Origin of the sequence: Streptomyces sp. NPDC003023 (assembly GCF_042888225.1) — a bacterium.
In the GTDB taxonomy this organism is placed as follows: domain Bacteria; phylum Actinomycetota; class Actinomycetes; order Streptomycetales; family Streptomycetaceae; genus Streptomyces.
This window is the reverse complement of record NZ_JBIAPL010000002.1, coordinates 367,802-391,757: the sequence shown is the minus strand read 5'-3', so window position 1 is coordinate 391,757 and position 23,956 is coordinate 367,802. Positions and strand designations below refer to the sequence as shown.

Annotated in this window: 23 protein-coding genes and 1 riboswitch; of the genes, 7 read left to right on the top strand and 16 right to left on the bottom strand. The window is 69.6% G+C overall.

Annotated features, from left to right (window positions below; translation table 11 throughout):
- Position 1: 1 nt before the first annotated feature.
- The 6 genes from ACFYV1_RS10030 to ACFYV1_RS10005 all read right to left on the bottom strand — a co-directional run bounded on the left by ACFYV1_RS10030 (position 2) and on the right by ACFYV1_RS10005 (position 7,243).
- Positions 2-1,393, bottom strand: coding sequence for an aminotransferase class V-fold PLP-dependent enzyme (locus tag ACFYV1_RS10030; protein ID WP_389394944.1), 1,392 nt, complete (start codon positions 1,391-1,393; stop codon positions 2-4).
- A 219-nt stretch (positions 1,394-1,612) separates the two neighbouring features.
- Positions 1,613-1,730, bottom strand: a riboswitch (SAM riboswitch).
- A gap of 75 nt (positions 1,731-1,805) precedes the next feature.
- Positions 1,806-2,870: an anthranilate phosphoribosyltransferase gene (gene trpD / locus ACFYV1_RS10025; protein ID WP_389394943.1), complete on the bottom strand. Its 1,065-nt coding sequence runs from the start codon at positions 2,868-2,870 to the stop codon at positions 1,806-1,808.
- 154 nt (positions 2,871-3,024) lie between these two features.
- Positions 3,025-4,650: a cytochrome bc complex cytochrome b subunit gene (locus ACFYV1_RS10020; RefSeq protein WP_389394942.1), complete on the bottom strand. Its 1,626-nt coding sequence runs from the start codon at positions 4,648-4,650 to the stop codon at positions 3,025-3,027.
- Complete coding sequence (locus tag ACFYV1_RS10015) at positions 4,647-5,723, bottom strand: Rieske 2Fe-2S domain-containing protein (protein ID WP_389394941.1); 1,077 nt, start codon at positions 5,721-5,723, stop codon at positions 4,647-4,649. The genes ACFYV1_RS10020 and ACFYV1_RS10015 overlap by 4 nt, the downstream gene beginning before the upstream one ends.
- The gene (locus tag ACFYV1_RS10010; RefSeq protein WP_389394940.1) at positions 5,720-6,529 is read right to left on the bottom strand and encodes a c-type cytochrome; all 810 of its coding nucleotides are present in this window, start codon (positions 6,527-6,529) and stop codon (positions 5,720-5,722) included. The genes ACFYV1_RS10015 and ACFYV1_RS10010 overlap by 4 nt, the downstream gene beginning before the upstream one ends.
- 93 nt (positions 6,530-6,622) lie before the next feature.
- Positions 6,623-7,243, bottom strand: a complete 621-nt coding sequence (locus ACFYV1_RS10005) for a heme-copper oxidase subunit III (protein ID WP_100106741.1) — start codon at positions 7,241-7,243, stop codon at positions 6,623-6,625.
- Positions 7,244-7,425: 182 nt separating this feature from the next.
- Here ACFYV1_RS10005 and ACFYV1_RS10000 point away from each other — a divergent pair, with 182 nt between their 5' ends.
- Complete coding sequence (locus ACFYV1_RS10000) at positions 7,426-7,827, top strand: hypothetical protein (protein ID WP_389394939.1); 402 nt, start codon at positions 7,426-7,428, stop codon at positions 7,825-7,827.
- A 27-nt stretch (positions 7,828-7,854) separates the two neighbouring features.
- Here the strand turns inward: ACFYV1_RS10000 and ACFYV1_RS09995 are convergent, their stop codons facing one another.
- The 4 genes from ACFYV1_RS09995 to coxB form a co-directional block, all read right to left on the bottom strand.
- Positions 7,855-9,111, bottom strand: a complete 1,257-nt coding sequence (locus ACFYV1_RS09995) for an Ig-like domain-containing protein (RefSeq protein WP_389394938.1) — start codon at positions 9,109-9,111, stop codon at positions 7,855-7,857.
- 151 nt (positions 9,112-9,262) lie between these two features.
- The gene (locus ACFYV1_RS09990) at positions 9,263-9,661 is read right to left on the bottom strand and encodes a cytochrome c oxidase subunit 4 (protein WP_389394937.1); all 399 of its coding nucleotides are present in this window, start codon (positions 9,659-9,661) and stop codon (positions 9,263-9,265) included.
- Positions 9,658-11,397, bottom strand: coding sequence for a cytochrome c oxidase subunit I (gene ctaD, locus ACFYV1_RS09985; RefSeq protein ID WP_389394936.1), 1,740 nt, complete (start codon positions 11,395-11,397; stop codon positions 9,658-9,660). The genes ACFYV1_RS09990 and ctaD overlap by 4 nt, the downstream gene beginning before the upstream one ends.
- The gene (gene coxB, locus ACFYV1_RS09980; RefSeq protein WP_389394935.1) at positions 11,394-12,395 is read right to left on the bottom strand and encodes a cytochrome c oxidase subunit II; all 1,002 of its coding nucleotides are present in this window, start codon (positions 12,393-12,395) and stop codon (positions 11,394-11,396) included. Before coxB ends, ctaD begins: the two co-directional genes overlap by 4 nt.
- A 272-nt stretch (positions 12,396-12,667) precedes the next feature.
- Here coxB and ACFYV1_RS09975 point away from each other — a divergent pair, with 272 nt between their 5' ends.
- Complete coding sequence (locus tag ACFYV1_RS09975) at positions 12,668-14,074, top strand: cysteine desulfurase/sulfurtransferase TusA family protein (RefSeq protein WP_389394934.1); 1,407 nt, start codon at positions 12,668-12,670, stop codon at positions 14,072-14,074.
- Positions 14,075-14,116: 42 nt separating this feature from the next.
- Here the strand turns inward: ACFYV1_RS09975 and ACFYV1_RS09970 are convergent, their stop codons facing one another.
- Positions 14,117-15,091, bottom strand: a complete 975-nt coding sequence (locus tag ACFYV1_RS09970; RefSeq protein WP_389394933.1) for a carbohydrate kinase family protein — start codon at positions 15,089-15,091, stop codon at positions 14,117-14,119.
- Between the two features lie 128 nt (positions 15,092-15,219).
- On the opposite strand from ACFYV1_RS09970, the gene ACFYV1_RS09965 reads away from it, so the two are divergent.
- Together ACFYV1_RS09965 and ACFYV1_RS09960 are read left to right on the top strand one after the other, a co-directional pair.
- The gene (locus ACFYV1_RS09965; protein WP_389394932.1) at positions 15,220-15,444 is read left to right on the top strand and encodes a hypothetical protein; all 225 of its coding nucleotides are present in this window, start codon (positions 15,220-15,222) and stop codon (positions 15,442-15,444) included.
- Between the two features lie 114 nt (positions 15,445-15,558).
- A complete protein-coding gene (locus tag ACFYV1_RS09960; protein WP_389394931.1) occupies positions 15,559-17,013 on the top strand; it encodes a hypothetical protein in 1,455 nt (484 codons plus the stop codon).
- 163 nt (positions 17,014-17,176) lie between these two features.
- On the opposite strand, the gene ACFYV1_RS09955 is transcribed toward ACFYV1_RS09960, so the two are convergent.
- Entirely contained in the window at positions 17,177-17,533 is a 357-nt protein-coding gene (locus tag ACFYV1_RS09955; RefSeq protein WP_005318559.1) for an iron-sulfur cluster assembly accessory protein, read from the bottom strand.
- 259 nt (positions 17,534-17,792) lie between these two features.
- Here ACFYV1_RS09955 and nadA point away from each other — a divergent pair, with 259 nt between their 5' ends.
- The gene (gene nadA / locus ACFYV1_RS09950; RefSeq protein WP_389394930.1) at positions 17,793-18,989 is read left to right on the top strand and encodes a quinolinate synthase NadA; all 1,197 of its coding nucleotides are present in this window, start codon (positions 17,793-17,795) and stop codon (positions 18,987-18,989) included.
- A 60-nt stretch (positions 18,990-19,049) separates the two neighbouring features.
- On the opposite strand, the gene ACFYV1_RS09945 is transcribed toward nadA, so the two are convergent.
- The 4 genes from ACFYV1_RS09945 to ACFYV1_RS09930 all read right to left on the bottom strand — a co-directional run bounded on the left by ACFYV1_RS09945 (position 19,050) and on the right by ACFYV1_RS09930 (position 22,199).
- On the bottom strand, positions 19,050-19,739 hold the full coding sequence (locus ACFYV1_RS09945) for a response regulator (protein ID WP_389394929.1): 690 nt from the start codon (positions 19,737-19,739) through the stop codon (positions 19,050-19,052).
- Entirely contained in the window at positions 19,736-20,977 is a 1,242-nt protein-coding gene (locus ACFYV1_RS09940) for a sensor histidine kinase (RefSeq protein WP_389394928.1), read from the bottom strand. Before ACFYV1_RS09940 ends, ACFYV1_RS09945 begins: the two co-directional genes overlap by 4 nt.
- 114 nt (positions 20,978-21,091) lie before the next feature.
- Positions 21,092-21,388, bottom strand: a complete 297-nt coding sequence (locus ACFYV1_RS09935) for a hypothetical protein (protein ID WP_389394927.1) — start codon at positions 21,386-21,388, stop codon at positions 21,092-21,094.
- Positions 21,389-21,401: 13 nt separating this feature from the next.
- Positions 21,402-22,199, bottom strand: coding sequence for a PspA/IM30 family protein (locus ACFYV1_RS09930; RefSeq protein ID WP_389394926.1), 798 nt, complete (start codon positions 22,197-22,199; stop codon positions 21,402-21,404).
- Positions 22,200-22,474: 275 nt separating this feature from the next.
- Here ACFYV1_RS09930 and ACFYV1_RS09925 point away from each other — a divergent pair, with 275 nt between their 5' ends.
- Entirely contained in the window at positions 22,475-23,074 is a 600-nt protein-coding gene (locus tag ACFYV1_RS09925; protein WP_389394925.1) for a DUF3043 domain-containing protein, read from the top strand.
- Between the two features lie 53 nt (positions 23,075-23,127).
- On the top strand, positions 23,128-23,883 hold the full coding sequence (locus ACFYV1_RS09920; protein ID WP_389395276.1) for a class I SAM-dependent methyltransferase: 756 nt from the start codon (positions 23,128-23,130) through the stop codon (positions 23,881-23,883).
- Positions 23,884-23,956 lie beyond the last annotated feature (73 nt).

The window sequence follows — 23,956 nt, the reverse complement described above, 5'->3', positions numbered from 1 at the left end:
CTCAGCCCCGGTCGGGGACGCAGCGGCCGTCCTCCGTGCGGTACTTCCACTGCGCGCCGTCGCGGACCAGTTCCCTCACGGCGCGCACGAACCGCTCCACGTGCTCGTCCGGCGTGCCCGCGCCGAAGCTGACGCGGATGGCGTTGAGGGACCTCTCCCCCGGCACCGCCTCCGGCGCGCCGCACTCGCCGACGTCCTGCGGGTCGCTGCCCAGCAGGGTGCGCACCAGCGGGTGCGCGCAGAACAGGCCGTCCCGTACACCGATGCCGTACTCGGCGGACAGCGCCGCGGCGAAGTGCGAGCTGTTCCAGCCGTCCACGACGAAGGAGATCACGCCGACCCGGGGGGCGTCGTCACCGAACAGCGAGAGCACCCTGACCTCCGGCACCTCGGCCAGACCCGCCCGGACCTTCGCGATCAGGTGCTGCTCGCGGGCGACCAGTGCCTCGAAGCCCGCCTCCGTGAGCGCCTTGCACGCGGAGGCGATCGAGTAGACACCGATCACGTTCGGGGAGCCCGCCTCGTGCCGTGCGGCAGTGGTGTGCCATTCGACGTCGACGCCGCCGTCGGCCCGCCGCGCGACCGTGCGCGACGCCCCGCCGCCCGCCAGGTACGGCTCCGCCTCCCGCAGCCAGTCGGCCCGCCCGGCAAGCACTCCGGAACCGAACGGCGCGTACAGCTTGTGCCCGGAGAAAGCCACCCAGTCGACGCCGAGTTCCCGGACGGACACCGGGTGGTGGGGTGCCAGCTGGGCGGCGTCGAGCACGATGCGGGCGCCGTGCGCGTGGGCCGCGGCCGCCAGTTCCCTCACCGGCCACAGCTCACCGGTGACGTTCGAGGCGCCGGTGACGCACACCAGCGCGGGCCCGTGGGGGTCGCGGGCGGCGAGCGCGCTCTCGAGCGTGCGCACGGCCTCGTCCGGCGTGCGGGGCGCGTTCAGGTAGGTCACGCGGGCGCCCCTCCACGGGAGCAGCGACGCGTGGTGCTCGGTCTCGAAGACGAACACCTCGCAGCCGGCCGGGAGCGCCGCGGCGAGCAGCCCCAGCGAGTCGGTGGTGGAGCGGGTGAAGACGACCTGGTCGCCCTCCCGGCAGTCGAGGAACTCGTGGACCTGGACCCGGCTGTTCTCGAACAGGTCCGTGGACAGCTGCGAGAGGTACCCGGCACCCCGGTGCACGCTGCCGTAGTACGGGGCGTACGCGGCGACGTCGTCCCAGACGCGCTGGAGGGCGGGGGCGCTGGCCGCGTAGTCGAGGGCCGCGTAGGTGACTTCGCCGCCGGTGACGAGCGGGACGGTGACGTCCCGGCCGAGGACCGGCAGCGGGGCACAGTGGGAGGGGTCGGCGGCGGTGTCGGCGACAGCGGTCTCGGCGGTGTTCGGGTACGCGGACATGGCGGTGTCTCCCAGCTGGGGTACCCCCACCGAAGGTGGGGGGGAGAAAGGCGAATCGGCTTCGGAAACCCGGATACGGGTGTGCCTCTGCGCACGGACGTCGCCGTGCGAGGGCGTGATGAAGAAGGGGCTGGAACGCCCTATCGCATTCGCTTGCTCACGAGACTGCTCCCTTGAGGACCAGGACCCCAGGGACGCGGCATTCGACGATGCCGCGGGGGTCCGCGCTTGCCACAGACCTCGCTGCCTGCGGCCTGGTCTTCACCCGGGGCACCCCGCCACGGACGGAGGGTTGCCGGACAGCGGGCCGGGGCCGTAATCGCTGTCACTCATGACCTTGGGAAGCATCCTGCCACACGTTCCGCACAGCGCAAGGGCGCGGTCCGCGATGCGGACCGCGCCCTCGTCACAGTCAGGAGTTGCTGGCCGCCACCCAGCGCTCCAGCGCCGCCCTGGCCGCGCCGGAGTCGATCGACCGTGCCGCCAGGGCCATGCCGGCCGCCAGTCGCTCGTTCAGCGTGCCGTCCGTCGGCTCCAGCGCGGTCAGCGCCGCCGCCGAGTTGAGCAGCACCGCGTCCCGTACGGGGCCGGTCTCGCCGCCCAGCAGCCGGCGTGCCACGTCCGCGTTGTACGACGCGTCCGCTCCCCGAAGCGCCTCCACGGGTACGAGGTCGATGCCGATGTCACGCGGGTCGAACGTCTCCTCCCGCACGGCGCCGTCCCGGACGACCCACACACGGGACGTGGCCGTCGTCGTCAGCTCGTCGAGACCGTCGTCGCCGCGGAAGACCAGGGCGGACGAACCGCGCTCCGCGAGCACCCCCGCCACGATCGGCGCCATCCTGGCGTCGGCCACACCGGTGGCCTGTGCCCTGACCTTCGCGGGGTTGGTGAGTGGTCCGAGGAAGTTGAAGACCGTGCGGATGCCGAGTTCCTTGCGGGCGACGGCGACGTGCCGCAGCGCCGGGTGGAACCTGACCGCGAAGCAGAAGGTGATGCCCGCCTCCGCGGCGACCTCGACGACGCGCTGCGGGGTCAGTTCCAGGTTGACGCCAAGCTTCTCCAGTACGTCTGACGCGCCGCTCGCGGAGGACGCGGCGCGGTTGCCGTGCTTGACGACCTTGGCACCGGTGCCCGCGACGACGATCGCGGACATGGTGGAGATGTTGACGGTCTTCGCGCCGTCGCCGCCGGTGCCGACGATGTCGACGCTTTGACCGGGCACCTCGATCAGGTTGGCGTGCTCGTACATCGTCCGCACCAGACCGGAGATCTCCTCGACGGTCTCGCCCTTGGCGCGCAGCGCGGTGACGAAGCCCGCGATCTGGGCGTTGGTGGCCTCGCCGCTCAGGATGCGGTCCATGGCCCAGGCGGTGGCGTCGGCGCTCTGGTCGCGGTTGTCGAGGAGGGCGTTCAGCACGCCGGGCCAGGAGTAGGCCGCCGCGCTGTCGCCGCCAACCGGGGTCCATACGTTCATGGTCCGCTCCTGGGTCCACATGCTGGTTCCCCCCACCGGCCGCCAGGCCGTAGGGGGCGGGCAGGGTCCACCCTATCGAGGCTGCGGGGACAGCGAAGGGCCCCGTCCATCGAGTGGACGGGGCCCGCGCTGTGGCGACGCTTCAGTCAGGTGATCAGTGGTGGCCGTGGCCGCTGGTGATCTCCTTGTACTCCTCGGTCGTCGGCTTGGGGATCTGGTTGTCCCCGCCGTAGTAGCCCTTGCTGAGCTTGACGCGCAGCTTCTCGGTGAGCTTGACCTTGCGGCGCACGCCGTTCTCGTCGACCGTGGGGCCGATCTCGGCGGGCGCGTACTGCTCGTGCGCGGTCAGCTTGTACAGGTCGCCCTGCGACAGCGGCTCGTGGACCTCGACGAACTCACCGTGCGGCAGGCGCTTGATGATGCCGGACTCGCGTCCGTGCAGCACCTTCTCCTTGTCGCGCCGCTGCAGACCCAGGCAGATCCGCTTGGTGATGATGAACGCCAGGACCGGTCCGACGAAGTACGTGATCCGGACGAACCAGGTGATCGCGTTGATCGACATGTGGAACTGCGTCGCGAAGATGTCGTTTCCGCCGCCGAGCAGCATGATCACGTAGCCGGTGACCCAGGCGACACCCAGGGCGGTACGCGTCGGGGCGTTGCGCGGACGGTCCAGGATGTGGTGCTCACGCTTGTCGCCGGTGATCCACGACTCGATGAACGGGTACACCGCCAGCGCCGCGAGGACCACACCGAAGAGCATCAGCGGGATGAACACGCCCAGGACGAGCGTGTGGCCCCACAGGTTGATCTCCCAGCCGGGCATCACTCGGACGAGACCCTCGGCGAAGCCCATGTACCAGTCGGGCTGGGCGCCGGTGGACACCATGTCCGGCCGGTACGGGCCGAGGGCCCACACCGGGTTGATGGTGAACATGCCGGCGATCAGCGCGATGACACCGAAGACCAGGAAGAAGAAGCCTCCGGCCTTGGCCATGTACACCGGCAGCAGCGGCATGCCGACGACGTTCTTGTTCGTACGGCCGGGGCCCGCGAACTGGGTGTGCTTGTGGTAGAAGACCAGGATCAGGTGCGCCACCACGAGGCCGAGCATGATGCCCGGCAGCAGCAGGATGTGGATCGAGTAGAACCGCGCCACCATGTCGTGGCCCGGGAACTCCCCGCCGAACAGGAACATCGAGATGTAGGTGCCGACGATCGGCATCGACAGGATCGCGCCCTGGGTGAAGCGGACACCGGTGCCGGAGAGCAGGTCGTCCGGGAGCGAGTAACCGGTGAACCCGGTGAACATGCCGAGGACGAACAGCAGGAAGCCGAACAGCCAGTTGATCTCACGCGGCTTGCGGAACGCGCCCGTGAAGAAGACGCGCATCATGTGCACGAACATCGCGGCGAGGAAGATCAGCGCGGCCCAGTGGTGGATCTGCCGGATGAGCAGACCACCGCGGACGTCGAAGCTGATGTCCAGCGTCGAGGCGTACGCCTCGGTCATCCGGATGCCCTGCATCGGCACGTACGAGCCGTGGTACTCGATCTCGTTCATGCTCGGGTGGAAGAACAGCGTCAGGTACACACCCGTGAGGATGATGATGATGAAGCTGTAGAGCGCGATCTCGCCGAGCATGAAGGACCAGTGGTCCGGGAAGATCTTGCGCATGTTGGCCTTGGCCAACGAGTAGATCCCGAGCCGGCCGTCGGCCCAGTCGGCGACCTTCTCGCCGGCCGGAGCCTTCCGCTTCGTGTCTGTTGCAGTACTCATCCGCGCTCCCAGAAGGCAGGACCGACGGGCTCTTCGAAGTCGCCGAGCGCCTCGAGGTTGCCCTCGGCGTTCACACCGATCCGCAGCTGCGGAAGCGGGTGACCGGCCGGACCGAAGATGACGCGGGCGCCGTCGGAGAGGTCGAAGGTGGACTGGTGGCACGGGCAGAGGACGTGGTGCGTCTGCTGCTCGTACAGGCTGATCGGGCAACCGACGTGGGTGCAGATCTTCGAGTAGGCCACGATGCCCTCGTGGGACCACTCGAGCTCACGCTTGTCCTTGATGTCGTCCGGCTGGAGCCGGACGATCATCAGGGCCGCCTTGGCGATCTCGGTGTTGAAGTTGTGGTCGCTCTCCTCCAGGCCCTCGGGCATGGCGAAGGTCAGCGACCCGACCACGACGTCCTCGGGACGCAGCGGCTCGTTCGTGTTCATGTTGATGAGCTGCTTGCCCTTGGCCCACAGGGTCTTGCGGAGCTTGTTCTCCGGCAGCGGGCCGAGCTCGCGCAGCAGCACCACACCGGAGAGCGGCACCATGGCCAGCGCGCCAAACATGGTGTTGCGGATCAGCTTGCGCCGTCCGATCGCGGACTCCCTGGCACCGTCCGCGAAGTCGGCCATGACCTTGGCCTTGACCTCGGGCGTCGCCTCGATCGCGTGACGCTCGTCGGCGACCTCCACGTCGGACATCAGGGTGCGTGCCCAGTGGACCGCGCCCGCGCCGATGCAGAACAGGGCGAGACCCAGCGTCGTACCCAGCGAGAAGTTCAGGGCGCTGATGTGCCCGAACGGCCAGATGTAGACGATCTTGTCGACCGGGAAGATCACGAACGCGGCGATGAAGCCGACCGTCGCGAGCATCGACAGCGTGAACAGGAAGGCCACTGCGCGCTCGGAGCGCTTGGCGGCCCGCTCGTCGATGTCCTGGATGCGCGGCTTGTGGGCCGGCAGTCCCGGGTCGGCCAACGGATCGTCGTGGCGCTGTGCGACGGCGGTGGTGCCACCGTGGGTCGCGTCGTGCGCGGCGCCCTGCTCTGCCGGCAGGTTCTCTTCTGGAATGTCTTGGCTACTCATGACTTCTTGGCCTTAGCGGTGTGGGCCGCGACCCAGATGGCAACAGCGATCAGCGAGCCGAGACCGAAGATCCAGCCGAACAGACCCTCACTGACGGGGCCCAGGCCACCCAGCGCGAAGCCGCCGGGGGTCGGCGTCTCCTCGCCGTTCACGGTCTTGACGTACGCGATGATGTCCCGCTTCTGCTGCTCGGGCATCGTGGTGTCGGGGAAGGAGGGCATGTTCTGCGGGCCGGTCTGCATGGCCTCGTAGAGGTGCTTGGGGCTGACGCCCTCCAGGCTCGGGGCGTACTTGCCCTCGGTCAGCGCGCCGCCCTCGCCGGTGAAGTTGTGGCACTGGGCGCAGTTGTTGCGGAACAGCTCGCCACCCTTGGCGATGTCCGCGCCCTCCGGGCTGTACTGCTTCTCGGTCGGCGTGATCGGACCGGCGCCCAGGGAGGCGACGTACGCCGCGAGCTGGTCGATCTCGGCCTGCGAGTAGATGTTCTTCTTCTTGGGTACCTGCGCGCCGGGCTGCTGGGCGGGCATACGGCCGGTGGCGACCTGGAAGTCTACGGCTGCGGAGCCGACGCCGACCAGGGACGGGCCGTCTGAGGTGCCCTGACCGCCGGTTCCGTGGCAGCTTGCGCAGCCCACGGTGTAGAGCTTCTGCCCCTCCTTGATGGCGAGGGACTGGGCGGTTTCATCGGCCTGCGCCTTGTCCGCGGGTGCGAACGCGGCGTACAGCCCCCCAGTGGCCGCCAGCGCGAGGAGTAGGACGACGACCGCCGCCAGCGGATGGCGTCGTCGTGCGGAGAGCTTTTTCACGGATTACCCCGGTGTCAGGATCTTCTGCGTCGGTGCTTCTGGACTATGTCTGCTTCAGGCGGTGCCCGCTCGCGGGCGAGCCGCCCGCGCCGATTACTTGATCATGTAGATCGTGGCGAAGAGGCCGATCCAGACGACATCGACGAAGTGCCAGTAGTAGGACACGACGATGGCGGCGGTTGCCTGCTCGTGGGTGAATCTCCTGGCCGCGTAGGTCCTTCCGAGGACCAGCAGGAAGGCGATGAGACCGCCCGTCACGTGCAGGCCGTGGAAACCGGTGGTCAGGTAGAACACGGAGCCGTACGGGTCGGACGAGAGGGAGAGCCCCTCGTGCTTGACCAGCTCCGTGTACTCGAAGACCTGACCGCCGATGAAGATGGCACCCATCACGAACGTGATGATGAACCAGGTGCGGAGCTTCTTCACATCACCCCGCTCGGCGGCGAAGACGCCGAGCTGGCAGGTGAGGGAGGAGAGCACCAGGATCGTGGTGTTCGTCGCCGAGAACGGGAAGTTCAGCGCATCGGCTTTCTCTGCCCAGAACTCGGCACCCGTCACCGATCGCAGGGTGAAGTACATCGCGAAGAGGGCCGCGAAGAACATCAGCTCGGAACTCAACCAGATGATGGTTCCGACGCTGGTGAGGTTCGGCCGATTGACCGACGGGTGCGCGTGCCCGGTTTCTACTGTCGTTGCTGTCGCCACGACCGACATTATGTCGGTCGCTTATCCCGCCCTCACTCCGGGGGGTGCCGTTCGGAGTGTTCCCACTCCCCGCGGGGCCTTCCGGCGGAGCCGAACGGCCCATCGAAGCCATGTCCGAACCGGTGTTGACAGGCAGTGGGACGGAGTAGCATCCGGCGCAACGAGCCTGATCGAACGAGTGCGGAGGAACCATGCAGTCGAGCGCCACGGTCCTGGTCTACAGCGACGACGCGAACACCCGCGAGCAGGTCAGGCTCGCGGCGGGTCGCAGGCCCGCGGCCGATGTACCCCCGGTGCGGTTCGTGGAGTGCGCGACCCTGCCCGCGGTCCTGTCGGCCCTCGACGAGGGCGGCATCGACGTCTGCGTACTGGACGGTGAGACGGTCCCGGCGGGCGGTATGGGCGTGTGCCGGCAGATCAAGGACGAGGTCTTCGACTGCCCGCCCGTGCTGCTGCTGATCGGCCGCCCGCAGGACGCCTGGCTGGCCACCTGGAGCCGCGCCGAGGCCGCGGTGACCCTGCCGGTGGACCCGGTGGAGTTCGCGGCGTCCCTCGCATCGCTGCTGCGCAGCCGGCTCTCCATCGAGGCGTGACGGGAGGGCGGCCCGGGGGCCCGGTCCTCAGACCCTGGGCCGCAGCCGCGCGGAGACCGCGGTGACGTTGCCGTTCGAGGCTTCGGACCCGGGGACCAGCGCGCTGCCCTCGCGCCACTTGTCCCAGGACAGGTTCCAGTCGCCGAATCCGTTGCCGAACGTGTCCATCATGTCGCCGTAGCTGTTGACGACCTTGACGATGTCCCCCGTCCGAACGGTCTCGTAGAACCACTCGGCGTTCTCCATGGACATCCCCGTGCAGCCGTGGCTGACGTTCGCGGAGCCCTGCGAGCCGACCGACCAGGGTGCCGCGTGGACGTACTCGCCGCTCCAGGTGACGCGGGTCGCGTAGTAGACGGGGAGGTCGTAGGACTCGGAGCTGCCCTCCGCGATGCCGATGCTGGTGCTGCGCATCCGTACGAAGTACTCCTTGGCCAGCACCACCTTGATGCCGTTGCGGGTCTCGAAGCCGGGCTTGCCGGTGGTCACCGGCATGGTCTTGATCACGTCTCCGTTGCGCAGCACCGTCATGGTGTGGGTGGCGGCGTCCGTGACCGCTTCCAGACGGTCGCCGATGGTGATCTTCAGCGGCTTGGAGGCGCCTCCGTAGAGCTTGCCCGCGACCTTGACGCCCGAGAGGTTGCTGGTGGCGTTCACGATCGCGCCGGTGGGCCAGTACTCCTTGGGGCGGTAGTGCAGGGTCTTGTCGTCGACCCAGTACCAGGCGCCCTCCACGGCGGGCTTCGAGGTGACCTTCAGGGCGCGTTCGACGACCGCCCTGCCCTTGCCCTCGCCGACGGCGAGGCTGAGCTTGGCCGTGATGGGCTGCCCCACACCGTACGTTCCCGCCTGCGGACCGAACTCCGCGGTGAGGAACTTCTTGGCGGGCGCCGTCTCGAAGAACAGGGTGCGCTGCCCCGGAGCGCCTTCGTCGTCCTCCGTGGAGACCCTGACGGTGTACTTGGCGCCGGCCGCCAGCGGGGCGGTGGAGCGCCAGCGGGCGCCGTCCGCGGCGAGTTCGCCGGCGAGGTAGTGGCCCGCCTCGTCCATGACGGTGACGTCCGTGATCCGGCCGCCGTCGCCCTTGGAGGTGACCTCCAGGGGCTTGTCGGGGTTCACCTTCGAACTTCCCGACCCGGCGTTGAAGCTCACCTGCCGTGCGGCGTCGTACGGCGCGGCGGACAGGGGGTGCCGGTCCGGCTCGCCGCAGGCGGTCGCGACCACGCCGAGGGACACGACCAGCGCGATGCAGCTGACGGCACGGATACGAGGCGTGTGGTTCATGAGCACACGGTATGAAGATTCGTCAGCCGCGGCGCGCCGGGTGACTCCGAACGAGTGAGCCCGGATCACCTCACTGGAGTGAGGTGATCCGGGCCCGTTCGTTCGTTCCGCCGCCCCGCGGAGTTCTGCTGTTCCGCGTGCTCAGGCGGTACTACTGGTTCTGGCTCTCACCGCGGTAGTACTCGAACACCCAGCCGAAGAGGCCGACCAGGAGGAGCGGAAGCGAGAAGTACAGCAGCCACCAGCCGATCGCCACGCCGAGGAAGGCGAGGGCGCCACCGACGGCCAGCGAGAGCGGCTGCCAGCTGTGCGGGGAGAAGAACCCCACCTCGCCGGCCTCGTCGGAGACATCGGCCTCCTTGTTGTCCTGGGCCATGGCGTCCACTCGCCGGGCCGTGAAGGCCAGGTAGTAGCCGATCATGACGCTCAGGCCGAAGGCCAGGAAGAGCGCGGTGGTTCCGGCCGGCTCCTTGGACCAGACGCCGTACAGGATGGCGACGGCCAGGATGAAGACGCTCAGCCAGAGGAACATCTTGCCCTGGATCTTCACTTGCTCTCCTCCTTGCCACCGGCCAGCACGCCGGCGCCGTGGCCACCCTGCTCGAGCTGGTCGAGAGCAGCGATCTCCGGGTGGTGCAGGTCGAACGCCGGCGATTCACTGCGGATGCGCGGCAGCGTGAGGAAGTTGTGCCGCGGCGGCGGGCAGGACGTGGCCCACTCGAGCGAGCGGCCGTAGCCCCACGGGTCGTCGACCTCGATCTTCTTGCCGTACTTCGCCGTCTTCCAGACGTTGTACATGAACGGCAGGACCGACATACCGAGCAGGAAGGAGGCGATCGTCGAGATGGTGTTCAGGGCGGTGAACCCGTCGGCGGCGAGGTAGTCCGCGTAACGCCGCGGCATGCCCTCCGCGCCCAGCCAGTGCTGCACCAGGAACGTGCCGTGGAAGCCGATGAACAGCGTCCAGAAGGTGATCTTGCCCAGCCGCTCGTCCAGCATCTTGCCGGTGAACTTCGGCCACCAGAAGTGGAAGCCGGCGAACATCGCGAAGACCACGGTGCCGAAGACGACGTAGTGGAAGTGCGCGACGACGAAGTACGAGTCGGAGACGTGGAAGTCCAGCGGCGGCGACGCCAGGATGACGCCGGTCAGGCCACCGAAGGTGAAGGTGACCAGGAAGCCGATGGTCCAGAGCATCGGCGTCTCGAAGGACAACGAGCCCTTCCACATCGTGCCGAGCCAGTTGAAGAACTTCACGCCCGTCGGTACGGCGATGAGGAACGTCATGAACGAGAAGAACGGCAACAACACGCCGCCTGTGACGTACATGTGGTGTGCCCACACCGTGACGGACAGACCGGCGATCGCGATCGTCGCACCGATCAGACCGATGTAACCGAACATCGGCTTGCGGGAGAAGACCGGGATGATCTCCGAGACGATGCCGAAGAACGGCAGGGCGATGATGTACACCTCTGGATGGCCGAAGAACCAGAAGAGGTGCTGCCACAACAGCGCGCCACCGTTGGACGCGTCGAAGATGTGCGAGCCGAACTTGCGGTCCGCCTCCAGGGCGAACAGCGCCGCCGCCAGCACCGGGAAGGCGAGCAGGACCAGCACACCGGTCAGCAGCACGTTCCAGGTGAAGATCGGCATCCGGAACATCGTCATGCCGGGAGCGCGCATGCAGATGATCGTGGTGATGAAGTTGACCGAGCCGAGGATCGTGCCGAAGCCGGAGAAGGCCAGACCCATGATCCACATGTCGGCGCCGACACCCGGCGAGCGGACGGCGTCCGACAGCGGGGAGTAGGCGAACCAGCCGAAGTCGGCCGCACCCTGCGGGGTGAGGAAGCCGGCCACCGCGATCAGCGAGCCGAAGAGGTACAGCCAGTACGCGAACATGTTCAGCCGCGGGAACGCCACGTCCGGCGCGCCGATCTGCAGCGGCATGATCCAGTTCGCGAAACCGGCGAACAGCGGCGTCGCGAACATCAGCAGCATGATCGTGCCGTGCATCGTGAACGCCTGGTTGAACTGCTCGTTCGACATGATCTGCGTGCCCGGCCGGGCCAGCTCGGCGCGCATGAAGAGCGCCATCAGGCCACCGATGCAGAAGAACGCGAACGACGTGACGAGGTACAGCGTGCCGATCGTCTTGTGGTCGGTGGTCGTCAGCCACTTGACCACGACGTTGCCCGGCTGCTTGCGCCGCAGTGGCAGCTCGTTCTCGTACGAGTCTTCATCTGCCGCGGCGGCACCCTGGGGTTCGTTGAGGATGCTCACAGTTGGTTCTTCTCCGCATTCCTGGCCGGGTCCGTCTGCTCAATGCCCGACGGGATGAAGCCGGTCTGCCCCTTCTCGGCAAGCTCCTTCAGGTGCTGCTGGTAGCGCTCCGGGGAGACGACCTTGACATTGAAGAGCATCCGGGAGTGGTCGACGCCGCAGAGCTCGGCGCACTTGCCCAGGAAGGTTCCCTCCTGGTTCGGAGTCACCTCGAACACGTTGGTGTGGCCGGGGATGACGTCCTGCTTCATCAGGAAGGGGACCACCCAGAAGGAGTGGATGACGTCACGCGAGGTCAGGACGAACCTGACCCTCTCCCCCTTGGGCAGCCAGAGCGTGGGGCCCGGGTTGCCGGTCTGGGGGTTCGTGGTGCCGGGGATACCGGCGTCGTAGACGCCCTCCGCACCAGCCGGGAAGCTGTCGCTGTACTTGTCCGGGATCGCGTTCAGCTGCTTGTCCGCGGACGCGTCTCCGGTGGCCGGGTTCCCGTCCACGTCCTCGACGTAGTTGAAGCCCCAGCTCCACTGGTAGCCGACCACGTTGACGGTGTGGGCGGGCTTGTCGGAGAGCTCGAGGAGCTTCGACTCGTCCCGTGCGGTGAAGTAGAAGAACACCGACACGATGATGATCGGAACCACGGTGTACAGCGCCTCGATGGGCATGTTGTACCGCGTCTGCGGAGGGATCTCCACCTTGGTGCGGCTGCGCCTGTGGAAGAACACGCTCCACAGGATCAGACCCCACACCAGCACGCCCGTGGCGAGCGCGGCCGCCCACGAGCCCTGCCAGAGGGAGAGGATCCGCGGCGCCTCCTCCGTGACGGGAGTGGGCATTCCGAGGCGGGGGAAATCCTCCCAGTTGTACGAACAACCGGAGGCGGTAGCCAGGATCAGGCCCGCAGTCAGCACCTGCGGCAGCTTCCGCCGCATCGGGCGCCGCGACGCGGGGGTACCACCCGCGCCATGGCTGCGGGGGAGGTCGGAGCCGTTGGGACTCACGTAGCGCCTTCCCGAGAGTCTCGGCCCGCGCGACCGGCTGCGGCCGTCTAGCTGGTCGGTCGCCGGCCCTGACGCGGGCAGGGGTTTGGATGTTTATGCGGACCAAACCCTACTGGACGCAATTTGGGGTCGCGCGGGGAGGGTGCCCAACGCGCCGTCCGACACCCCGAAGGGGTGGCCGGCCCCTTCGGGGGAGGTACGGAGCGCCCTGGAATGCCCGCTTCCGGCTGCCGGCTGACGCTCCTTCTCCTGGCCGGGGTTAGCGTGACGACGTGCCCTATTTCGATGCCGCCTCCTCCGCTCCCCTGCACCCCGTCGCCCGCCAGGCTCTGCAGGCCTCCCTCGACGAGGGCTGGGCCGACCCCGCCCGGCTCCACCGCGAGGGCCGCCGGGCCCGACTGCTCCTCGACGCCGCCAGGGAAGCCGCGGCGGAGGCCGTGGGGTGCCGCGCGGACGAGCTCGTCTTCACCCCTTCGGGGACGCACGCGATCCACTCCGGAATCTCCGGAGCCCTCGCGGGCCGCCGGCGCGTCGGCCGGCGCCTCGTCGTCTCGGCCGTCGAGCACTCCGCGGTCCTCCACGCGGCGGCTGCCTGGGAGTCGGCCGGTGGCTCGGTGACCGAGGTCGGCGTCGACCGGCTCGGGGCGGTGGCACCGGAGGCGTACGCCGCCGAGCTCGGCGGCAGCACCGCGCTCGCCTGTCTGCAGTCCGCCAACCACGAGGTCGGCACCGAGCAGCCCGTGCGCGAGGTCGCCGAGGCGTGCCGCGCCGTCGGCGTACCGCTCCTGGTGGACGCGGCGCAGTCCCTGGCCTGGGGTCCGGTGGACGCGGACTGGTCGCTGCTGACCGCGAGCGCGCACAAGTGGGGCGGCCCGGCGGGCGTCGGGCTCCTCGCCGTACGCAAGGGTGTCCGATTCGCCCCGCAAGGCCCGGCCGGCGAACGGGAGTCGGGCCGGGCCGCCGGTTTCGAGAACATCCCGGCGATCGTGGCGGCGGCGGCTTCCCTGCGCGCGGTACGGGCGGAGGCGACGGCCGAGGCGGTACGGCTGCGGGCCCTCGTGGACCGGATCCGGGCACGGGTGCCGGAGCTGGTGCCCGATGTGGAGGTGGTGGGCGATCCGGTACGGCGGCTGCCGCATGTGGTGACGTTCTCCTGTCTCTATGTCGACGGGGAGACCCTGCTCCACGAGCTGGACCGGGTCGGCTTCTCCGTCTCCTCCGGCTCCTCGTGCACGAGCAGCACGCTCGTTCCCAGCCATGTCCTGAAGGCGATGGGGGTGCTGTCGGAGGGCAACGTGCGGGTGTCGCTGCCGCCGTTCGCCACGCCGGAGGAGGACGTGGACCGGTTCCTCGACGTGCTGCCCGGACTGGTGGCGGGCGTACGGGAGCGGTTCGGGGCTCCCACGGCCGCGTCCACGCCCCCGGCCGAGCCCGCTGTTCCCACCGCGGAGCCCGGGTCCCTCGTCGTGGACGCGCTCGGCCGGCGCTGCCCGATCCCGGTGATCGAGCTGGCGAAGGTCATCGACGACGTGCCGGTCGGCGGCACGGTGACGGTGCTCTCCGACGACGAGGCGGCGCGACTGGACATCCCGGCGTGGTGCGGGATGCGGGGACAGGAGTACGTGGGGGAACGCGGGGCGGAGCGGGGCGTGGCGTACCTCGTGCGCCGCACACGGTGACATCCGCGGCGGGCGCCTGCCTCCCCCGCTCCGCCCTCTGCGTCAGGAGAGGTGGGCGCGGACCTCTGTCGCCGCCTCGTCGCCGTACGCCTTGGTGAAGCGGTCCATGAAGTGCGCCCGCCGCAGGGTGTACTCCTGCGTGCCCAGCGTCTCGATCACCAGTGTCGCCAGCATGCAGCCCACCTGGGCCGCACGCTCCAGGCCGACGCCCCACGACAGGCCGGAGAGGAAGCCCGCGCGGAACGCGTCGCCGACGCCGGTCGGGTCGACCTTGGCCTCCTCGTCGGGGCAGCCGACCTCGATCGGGTCCGCGCCCGCGGACTCGATCCGGACGCCGCGCGAGCCGAGGGTCGTGACGCGGTGGCCGACCTTGCCGAGGATCTCCGCGTCGCCCCAGCCGGTCTTGGACTCGATGAGGCCCTTCTCGTACTCGTTCGAGAACAGGTAGGCGGCGCCGTCCAGCAGTATGCGGATCTCGTCGCCGCTCATACGGGCGATCTGCTGCGAGAAGTCCGCGGCGAACGGGATGCCCCGCGAGCGGCACTCCTCGGTGTGGCGCAGCATCGCCTCGGGGTCGTCCGCGCCGATCAGGACGAGGTCGAGGCCGCCGACGCGGTCCGCCACCGACTTGAGCTCGATCTGGCGGGCCTCGCTCATGGCGCCCGTGTAGAAGGAGCCGATCTGGTTGTGGTCGGAGTCCGTGGTGCACACGAAGCGGGCGGTGTGCAGGACCTCGGAGATACGGACGGAGGACGTGTCCACACCGTGGCGCTCGAGCCAGGCGCGGTACTCGTCGAAGTCGGAGCCCGCCGCGCCGACCAGGATCGGGCCGGTGCCCAGCTGGCCCATGCCGAAGCAGATGTTCGCTCCGACTCCGCCCCTGCGCACGTCGAGCGTGTCGACGAGGAAGGAGAGGGAGACCGTGTGCAGCTGGTCCGCGACCAACTGGTCGGCGAAGCGGCCGGGGAAGGTCATGAGGTGGTCGGTGGCGATGGAACCGGTGACTGCGATACGCACGGTGAGGCGCTCCTGAGGCGGTTTGGCAGTGACAGTTCACGCTACCGGGTCGTGAGCACCTGCCAAGTGCGGAAACTACCCGATAGTAGGGCTTTTTTCCTTGACTCCCAGGTGCATACGGTGCGGTCATGACGAAGCACATCGCCGCGCTCGAGCCTCGTGAGCAGCGGGATCCGCGTGAATTCGAGATCAGTCTGGCCCAGCTTCGCGGCGACTGCGCCCGAATGGCACCACACTGGGTGGTACCGGCGGCTGCGGCGACCGCGCCCGTGCACCCGTCCCTCATCCACGGTGTCGTGGTGCCGCCCGCCTCCGCCCGGCTGGTGGACGCGATGTCCGACTACGGCGACTGACGCCGGACACCGCGGGCTCCGTCACCGGGGAAGGGGCGAAGGGAACCGTGCGCGACCCCGCTCCGTCCCACCCGTGTCCTCCGCAGCAGGAGGCACGAGACAAGGAGCGATGCGGTGAGCAGCACGGAGAACACGCACGAGAGTCCGCGCCGTCGGCGTTCCCCGCTGGTCGTCGCCTCCGTGGCGGCCGCGGTGCTGATCTCGGGCGGTGGCGGTGCGTACTTCGCGACGTCCGGCTTCGAGGGCGGCGACAACTCGGGCGCCGCTGACGCCAAGGGCGGTGCGGCGAGCGACAGGACGCCCCCGGTGCTCGCCCTCGACGCCGGCGCACCGGGTGCCGGGAACGGCATCGCACCGGGCGAGCCCGACCCGACCGGGGGCGGGATCGTGTACCGGGCGAAGGGCGATCTGCCGGAGGGGCCCGACAGCGCGGCCGTGTACCGGGCCACGGGCACGGTCACGGAGGCCGAGGTGGCGCGTCTGGCGAAGGCACTCGGCCTGCAGGGTGGGCCACGTCTCGAGGGCCCGGCCTGGAAGGTCGGTCCGTCCAAGGACGGCCAGGGCCCGACGCTGCAGGTCAACAAGGACGCGCCGGGCACATGGACGTTCGCCAGGTTCACGGCCTCCCCCGGCGGTGACAACTGCCTGAAGGGCAAGGCGTGCCCGTCCGGCGGCTCCGCCGAGCCCGGCCCGGCCGTCGGCGAGGCCGAGGCGAAGAAGGCGGCGGCCCCCGTGCTCGAGGCGGTGGGCCAGAGCGACGCGGGGCTGACCGCGAACCAGCTGATGGGCGCGGTACGGGTGGTGAACGCGAACCCGGTCGTGAGCGGCCTTCCGACGTACGGCTGGTCGACGGGCGTGCAGGTGGGCCCGGACGGCACCGTGGTCGGCGGCAGCGGCCAGTTGAAGAAGCCGGCGAAGAGCGACACGTATCCCGTGATCTCCGCCGACGAGGCGGTCCGGCAGCTCAACGAGGCCGGCAAGGACAGCGGCCGCATCGGGATCGGCGGATGCGCCACGCCGGTGCCGCACCAGGACGACTTCACGGCCGAGACCCCGTGCGAGCCCGAGGGCTCCACCGCGGCACCGGAGCGGCTGACGATCGGCAAGGCGGTCTTCGGGCTCGCCGCGCAGCACGTGGACGGGCGGCAGGCACTGGTGCCTTCATGGCTGTTCGAGGTGACCGCCGAGGGCGGCGGCCGGCCGTTCACGATGACGCACACAGCGGTGGAGGAGCGGTTCCTCAAGAGCGCCGAGCCGCCGGCCCGGGACGTCACTCCCACGGAGCCCAAGGACCCGGCGGACGAGCCCGGTCCGGCTCAGATCTCGTACAGCGTCGAGGGCCGGACCCTGAAGGTCACCTTCTGGGGCGGCGTCTGCAGCACGTACGAGGCGAAGGCGACGGAGAGCGCGGACCAGGTGAAGGTGCGGATCGTGGAGTCGAATCCGGACCCGAAGCGGGTCTGCATCATGATGGCGAAGGAGCTCACGGAGTCCGTGACGCTGGCCGAGCCGCTCGACGGCCGGAAGGTCGTCGACGCCGAGGGCAAGCCGCTGCCGCGCAAGGGGTGACCTCTTCCGCTTCGGCCGCGCACCGCTGATCGGGGCGCGGCCCCTGTTCATGCCGAAGGCGGCGGACCGGTCCCGGTCCGCCGCCTTCGGCATGAACAGCCGAACTCCTAGTGCCGTGACCGGCAATGTTTGCGCGACAGGGCAAAGCTTGCCGGGAGGGGCACTAGCTGAAGGAGTCGCCGCAGGCGCAGGAACCCGTGGCGTTCGGGTTGTCGATCGTGAAGCCCTGCTTCTCGATGGTGTCGACGAAGTCGATGGAGGCGCCGCCCAGGTACGGGGCGCTCATGCGGTCGGTGACGACCTTGACGCCGTCGAAGTCCTTCACGACGTCGCCGTCGAGCGAGCGCTCGTCGAAGAACAGCTGGTAACGCAGGCCGGAGCAGCCGCCGGGCTGAACCGCGACGCGCAGCGCCAGGTCGTCCCGGCCTTCCTGGTCCAGCAGGGCCTTGACCTTGGCCGCGGCGGCGTCGGACAGGAGGATGCCGTCGCTCACGGTGGTGGTCTCGTCCGATACGGACATCTGCTTCTCTCCCGGGTTGTGCGGACTGCTTGCCGACGGTGCAAACCGGCGTGGCCGCGGATTCATTCCGGGCCGGCCCGTCTGTGGTTCGCATGCCTCTGTTGTGTCTCTTCATGCTCGCACACCGGGCCGAATCGAGGCACCGGCCTGTGGACGGGGGGTGCGTCACATAGACGCTATGGCCATCGTCAAAGTGACGTGAAGCGGTTATGATAGATAGCGTCAAATAGACGAGAACCCTCTGCCAGACGAAGAAAGGGTGCGTGTCGTGACCACCGCCCAAACCCGCCCCGACCTCGACGTATCGCCGAGTCCGCTCGCCCTCCTGCTGCTCGGCCGCGAGGCCGACCCGCGGAGCGAGCGCGGCGTGGAGTGCCCCGGCGACCTGCCCTCGCCGTCCGACCCGGACCTGGTGGAGCGCGCCCGCGCGGCCAAGGAGAAGCTCGGGGAAAAGGTCTTCGTCCTCGGCCACCACTACCAGCGCGACGAAGTCATCCAGTTCGCGGACGTCACCGGCGACTCCTTCAAGCTGGCGAAGGACGCCGCGGCCCGGCCGGAGGCCGAGTACATCGTCTTCTGCGGTGTGCACTTCATGGCCGAGTCCGCCGACATCCTGACCTCGGACGACCAGAAGGTCGTGCTGCCCGACCTGGCGGCCGGCTGCTCGATGGCCGACATGGCCACGGCCGAGCAGGTCGCCGAGTGCTGGGACGTGCTGACGGAAGCGGGCGTCGCCGAGCAGGTCGTGCCCGTCTCGTACATGAACTCCTCCGCGGACATCAAGGCCTTCACCGGCAAGCACGGCGGCACGATCTGCACGTCGTCGAACGCGAAGCGCGCGCTGGACTGGGCCTTCGAGCAGGGCGAGAAGGTCCTGTTCCTGCCGGACCAGCACCTGGGCCGCAACACCGCCGTCCGTGACATGGGGATGTCTCTCGAGGACTGCGTCCTCTACAACCCGCACAAGCCGAACGGCGGGCTCACGGCGGAGGAACTGCGCGCCGCCAAGATGATCCTGTGGCGCGGCCACTGCTCGGTGCACGGCCGGTTCTCGCTGGACTCGGTCAACGACGTGCGTGAGCGCATCCCCGGAGTGAACGTCCTGGTGCACCCGGAGTGCCGGCACGAGGTCGTCGCCGCGGCGGACCACGTGGGCTCGACCGAGTACATCATCAACACGCTGGAGGCGGCCCCGGCCGGCTCGAAGTGGGCCATCGGCACGGAGCTGAACCTGGTCCGGCGCCTGGCGAACCGGTTCGCCGACGAGGGCAAGGAGATCGTCTTCCTCGACAAGACGGTCTGCTTCTGCTCGACGATGAACCGCATCGACCTGCCGCACCTGGTGTGGGCGCTGGAGTCGCTGGCCGAGGGGAATCTGGTCAACCGCATCGAGGTCGACAAGGAGACCGAGAGCTTCGCGAAGCTCGCGCTGGAGCGGATGCTGGCGCTGCCGTAGCAGAGCCGTGCGCATGACAGGGGCGCCCCGCCGGAAGGCGGGGCGCCCCTTCGCATCGCCTCACTCCGCCCTTGGGCGTACCAGTCCCGACTCGTACGCGGTGACCACCAGTTGGGCCCGGTCACGGGCCCCCAGCTTGGCCATGGCGCGGTTCACGTGCGTCTTGACCGTGAGCGGGCTGACCGAGAGCCGTTCTGCGATCTCGTCGTTGGAGTGCCCGCCGCCCACGAGCACGAGTACCTCGCGTTCACGCCCGGTGAGCGCCGAGAGCCGTTCCTGGTGGTCCCCCGCCTGACGCCCGTCCTGCTCGTGGTCGCCGCCCTGCGCCAGGAACGTGGCGATGAGGCCCTTGGTGGCCGCCGGCGACAGCAGCGCCTCGCCCGCGGCCGCGACACGGATGGCGTTCAGCAGTTCGTCCGGCTCCGCGCCCTTGCCGAGGAAGCCCGAAGCACCGGCCCGCAGCGACCGCACCACGTACTCGTCCACCTCGAAGGTGGTCAGCATGACGATCCGTACGTGCGACAGTTCCGGGTCCGCGCTGATCATCCGGGTGGCGGCGAGGCCGTCCGTGCCGGGCATCCGGATGTCCATCAGGACCACGTCGGCCCGCTCCGAGCGGGCCAGCTCCACCGCCTGCGCACCGTCGGCCGCCTCACCGACGACCTCCATGTCCGGCTCCGAGTCCACCAGGACCCTGAACGCGCTGCGCAGCAGCGTCTGGTCGTCGGCGAGCAGCACCCTGATCGTCATCGGTCCCTCCCCGCGCGGGATGTCCGCGTCTTGAGCGGCAGTATCGCGTGGACGCGGAATCCGCCGCCGTAGCGGCTGCCCGCGGTGAGGGTGCCGCCGAGCGCGGTGACGCGTTCGCGCATGCCGAGCAGCCCGTGGCCGCCCCCGTCCGCGGTGCCCTCGGGGTCGGCGTGTCCGTTGTCGATGACGGTGACCTCCAGCGTGGAGCCCACCCGTACGACGCTGACCTCCGCCCTGGCGTCCGGGCCGGCGTGCTTGCGCACATTGGTCAGCGCCTCCTGGACGATCCGGTACGCGGCGAGGTCGACGGCCGCGGGCGGCTCCGCACCGGCGTCGGCGCGTGCGACCTCCACGGGGAGGCCGGCCTGGCGGAAGGTGGTGACCAGCTCGTCGAGGACCGCCAGACCGGGCGCGGGTTCGGTGGGCGCCTCCGGATCGCCCGACTGGCGCAGCAGCCCGACGGTGGCGCGCAGCTCGTTCAGGGCGGAACGGCTGGCCTCCCGTACGTGGGCGAGGGCCTCCTTGGCCTGGTCCGGACGTTTGTCCATGACGTGGGCGGCGACCCCGGCCTGCACGTTCACCAGCGCGATGTGGTGCGCGACCACGTCGTGCAGATCGCGGGCGATCCGCAGCCGCTCCTCCGCGACCCGGCGCCCGGCCTCCTCCTCGCGGGTCCGCTCCGCGCGCTCCGCCCGCTCCCGGATGGCGTCGACGAAGGCGCGGCGGCTGCGTACGGCGTCACCGGCGGCGGCGGCCATGCCCGTCCAGGCGAAGATCCCCAGGTTCTCCTGCGTGTACCAGGGGCTCGACCCGAAGAACATCGCGGAGCCGGTCAGCACGGCCATCGTGGGCAGGCCGACCCGCCAGGTGGTGGGCCGGTCGGTGTGCGACGCGACGGTGTAGAGGGCGATCACGGCGCTCATCGCGACCGGGGCGGGCGGATCGCCGGCCACCAGCTCGACCAGGGACACCGCACCGGTGATCAGCAGCACGCCCATGGGCTCACGACGGCGGAGCACGAGCGCCCCGGCGGCGACGATTATCAGCACCGTGCTGCGCGGGTCGGGGGTGCGGGTTCCGAAGCTGGGACCGTGCGGGCCATGGGGGTCGGCGAAGGAGCCGGCGACCATGCAGACGAGGGCGGCCAGGGCGATGGCCCCGTCGAAGGCCAGCGGGTGCGCGCGCAGCCAGTCACGGGTGCGGTCGTACCGGGCGGCGAGTGAGGTCACGTCGGGCAACGTTACGCGTGGGGCCGCGCCGCGGGAGCCGGGCCGCAGCGCGGGACCGTTCGCCGCTCGGGACTTCCCCCACGGCCATAGGACCGCGGGGGACGGGAGGGGATCAGCCGGTGCTCAGTCCGCGGCCGCGTCCGGGGCCGGGATCAGTCCGTTGTCGCCGAGGAGCTCACGGACCTCCTCGAGCGTCGCCTCCGCCGCCGGGAGGATCAGTTCGGACGGCTCCAGCGAGGCGTCCGGCAGTGGCTCCCCCAGGTCGCGGATCTTCTCCAGCAGCGCGTGCAGGGTCCGGCGGAAGCCGGAACCGTCACCGCTCTCGATCTCCGCGAGCAGTTCGTCGTCGAGCTTGTTCAGCTCGGGGAGGTGGCGCTCGGCCACCTCCAGCTGGCCCTCCCCCATGATCCGTACGATCATGACGAGTCAGTCCTCACTGCTTGTCGAACTTGTGCGGGCTGTTCTGCCGCTGTGCGGCGTCCGTCGAACCGCCCGCACCGCCCTCGATCGCCTGCTGCGGCGCCGGGCCGCCGGCCAGCTCCGCCTTCATGCGCTGGAGCTCCAGCTCGACGTCCGTTCCACCGGAGAGGCGGTCCAGCTCGGCCTGGATGTCGTCCTTCGCCAGTCCCGACTGGTCGTCGAGAGCGCCGGAGGCCAGCAGCTCGTCGATCGCGCCGGCCCGTGCCTGGAGCTGCGCGGTCTTGTCCTCCGCCCGCTGGATCGCGACGCCGACGTCGCTCATCTCCTCGGAGATGCCGGAGAACGACTCGGCGATCCGGGTCTGCGCCTGGGCCGCGGTGTAGGTGGCCTTGATGGTCTCCTTCTTCGTACGGAAGGCGTCCACCTTGGCCTGCAGCCGCTGCGCCGCCAGCGTCAGCTTCTCCTCCTCGCCCTGGAGGGTCTGGTGCTGCGTCTCGAGGTCGGTGACCTGCTGCTGCAGCGCGGCACGGCGGGAGAGTGCCTCGCGGGCGAGGTCCTCACGGCCGAGCGCCAGCGCCTTGCGGCCCTGGTCCTCGAGCTTGGAGGACTGGCCCTGGAGCTGGTTCAGCTGCAGCTCGAGGCGCTTGCGGGAAGTCGCCACGTCGGCCACTCCGCGGCGGACCTTCTGCAGCAGTTCCAGCTGCTTCTGGTACGAGTAATCGAGGGTCTCGCGCGGATCCTCGGCCCGGTCGAGGGCCTTGTTCGCCTTCGCGCGGAAGATCATCCCCATACGCTTCATGACACCGCTCATGGGCTTCGCGCGCCCCCTTCTGACGGACTACGGCTTCGGCACTCCAACTAGAACCCAGCGTACGGGCCCTGCATCCATTACCGCACTGTTCAGGCGCGGATGTGCTCATCCCCAAGGACGACTGCCGACGGCTCCGATCCGGCGCAAGGAGTAGGTGGCCGTCAGGGGAACCGTGCTCGCCGTCCCGTTCTGTCCCCCTGTGGGACGCACGCCGTTGCGGGATCGTTCCCCACCGGGGTGGGGTCCATGCCCGGCAACCCGTACCCTTGGGTTTTGTGTTCCGTAGCCGTTCCAAGGAAGAGAAGGCCCCCACCTCTAAGGTGACGGCGGACCTCTCCAAGCAGCCCCGCGACCCCGAGGCCCCCAAGGGCCGCCCGACGCCGAAGCGCAGTGAGGCACAGGGCCAGCGCCGTCGTGCGTCCAGCGGTGCGCCGATGGACCGCAAGGAGGCGATGAAGCGCCAGCGCGAGGCCCGCCGTGCGGACCTTGCCAAGCAGCGTGAGGCCCTCGCCAGCGGCGACGAGCGTTACCTGCCGGCGCGCGACAAGGGCCCCGTGCGGCGTTTCGTCCGCGACTTCGTCGACTCCCGCTTCTGCATCGCCGAGTTCTTCCTGCCGCTCGCGGTGGTGATCCTGGTGCTGAGCATGATCCGGGTCGCCCAGTTGCAGAACGTCGCGCTGCTGCTCTGGCTCGGTGTGATCGTGCTGATCGTCGTCGACTCGATCGGCCTGGCGATCCGCCTGAAGAAGCAGCTCCGCGAGCGCTTCCCGAACGAGCCCAAGCGCGGCGCGGTGGCCTATGGCCTGATGCGTACGCTTCAGATGCGTCGACTGCGTCTGCCCAAGCCGCAGGTCAAGCGCGGAGAGCGACCCTGAGCAGCGATTCGTCGCAACCCTCCGGTTTCACTCCGGAGGCGTCTGCGAACTGGCTGGCCGGTGCCGGCGGTCTGCGCAACACCGTCCGCCAGGAGCTCGTCGCCCGTCAGCTCGAGGAGCAGATAGCCGCGCGGTACCCCGTCGGCCAGCGTCTGCGGGTGCTCGACGTCGGCATGGGCCAGGGCACCCAGGCCCTGCGGCTGGCCCGCGGTGGCCACACGGTCACCGGCCTGGAGTCCGACGCCGTGATGCTCAAGGCCGCCCGTGAGGCACTGGCGGGCGAGCCCGCCGGTATCCGCGAGCGGGTCCGGCTGGTCGAGGGAGACGGCCGGGACACCGGTGTGCACTTCCTCCCGGGCAGCTTCGACGTCGTGCTGTGCCACGGCGTGCTGATGTACGTCGAGGAGCCGGACGCGCTGCTCGCCGGCCTGGCCAGGATGCTGGCGCCCGGCGGGCTGCTCTCGCTGCTCGTCCGCAACGGGGACGCCCTGGCCATGCGGCCCGGCGCGGCCGGGGACTGGCAGACCGCGCTGGACGCCTTCGACACCGACACGTACACCAACCGGCTCGGACTGAAGGTCCGTGCCGACCGGCTCGAGGCGCTGACCGCGACGCTCGCGGGCATCGCAGCACCGCTGCACGCCTGGTACGGGGTGCGGATCTTCACGGACAACGTCGGCAACGACGTCGAGCTCCCCGCCGCCGAGGAACTGCAGCAGGTGCTGGCGCTGGAGGAACGCGCCGGCCGCTCGGACCCGTACCGCGGTGTGGCCGCGCTGCTGCACCTGTGCGGAGTACGGCGGATCTGACCGCCTACGGCGAGATCACGCCACACCGCCCGCTGTACGACGCCCCCGGTCAGGCGACCGGGGGCGTTCGGCG

Coding starts and splice junctions, on each gene's coding strand:
- ACFYV1_RS10030 (WP_389394944.1), bottom strand. CDS start 1,393: ATGTCCGCGTACCCGAACACCGCCGAGACCGCTGTCGCCGACACCGCC.
- trpD (WP_389394943.1), bottom strand. CDS start 2,870: ATGAACGTATGGACCCCGGTTGGCGGCGACAGCGCGGCGGCCTACTCC.
- ACFYV1_RS10020 (WP_389394942.1), bottom strand. CDS start 4,650: ATGAGTACTGCAACAGACACGAAGCGGAAGGCTCCGGCCGGCGAGAAG.
- ACFYV1_RS10015 (WP_389394941.1), bottom strand. CDS start 5,723: ATGAGTAGCCAAGACATTCCAGAAGAGAACCTGCCGGCAGAGCAGGGC.
- ACFYV1_RS10005 (WP_100106741.1), bottom strand. CDS start 7,243: ATGTCGGTCGTGGCGACAGCAACGACAGTAGAAACCGGGCACGCGCAC.
- ACFYV1_RS10000 (WP_389394939.1), top strand. CDS start 7,426: ATGCAGTCGAGCGCCACGGTCCTGGTCTACAGCGACGACGCGAACACC.
- ACFYV1_RS09995 (WP_389394938.1), bottom strand. CDS start 9,111: ATGAACCACACGCCTCGTATCCGTGCCGTCAGCTGCATCGCGCTGGTC.
- ACFYV1_RS09965 (WP_389394932.1), top strand. CDS start 15,220: ATGACGAAGCACATCGCCGCGCTCGAGCCTCGTGAGCAGCGGGATCCG.
- ACFYV1_RS09955 (WP_005318559.1), bottom strand. CDS start 17,533: ATGTCCGTATCGGACGAGACCACCACCGTGAGCGACGGCATCCTCCTG.
- ACFYV1_RS09945 (WP_389394929.1), bottom strand. CDS start 19,739: ATGACGATCAGGGTGCTGCTCGCCGACGACCAGACGCTGCTGCGCAGC.
- ACFYV1_RS09935 (WP_389394927.1), bottom strand. CDS start 21,388: ATGATCGTACGGATCATGGGGGAGGGCCAGCTGGAGGTGGCCGAGCGC.
- ACFYV1_RS09930 (WP_389394926.1), bottom strand. CDS start 22,199: ATGAGCGGTGTCATGAAGCGTATGGGGATGATCTTCCGCGCGAAGGCG.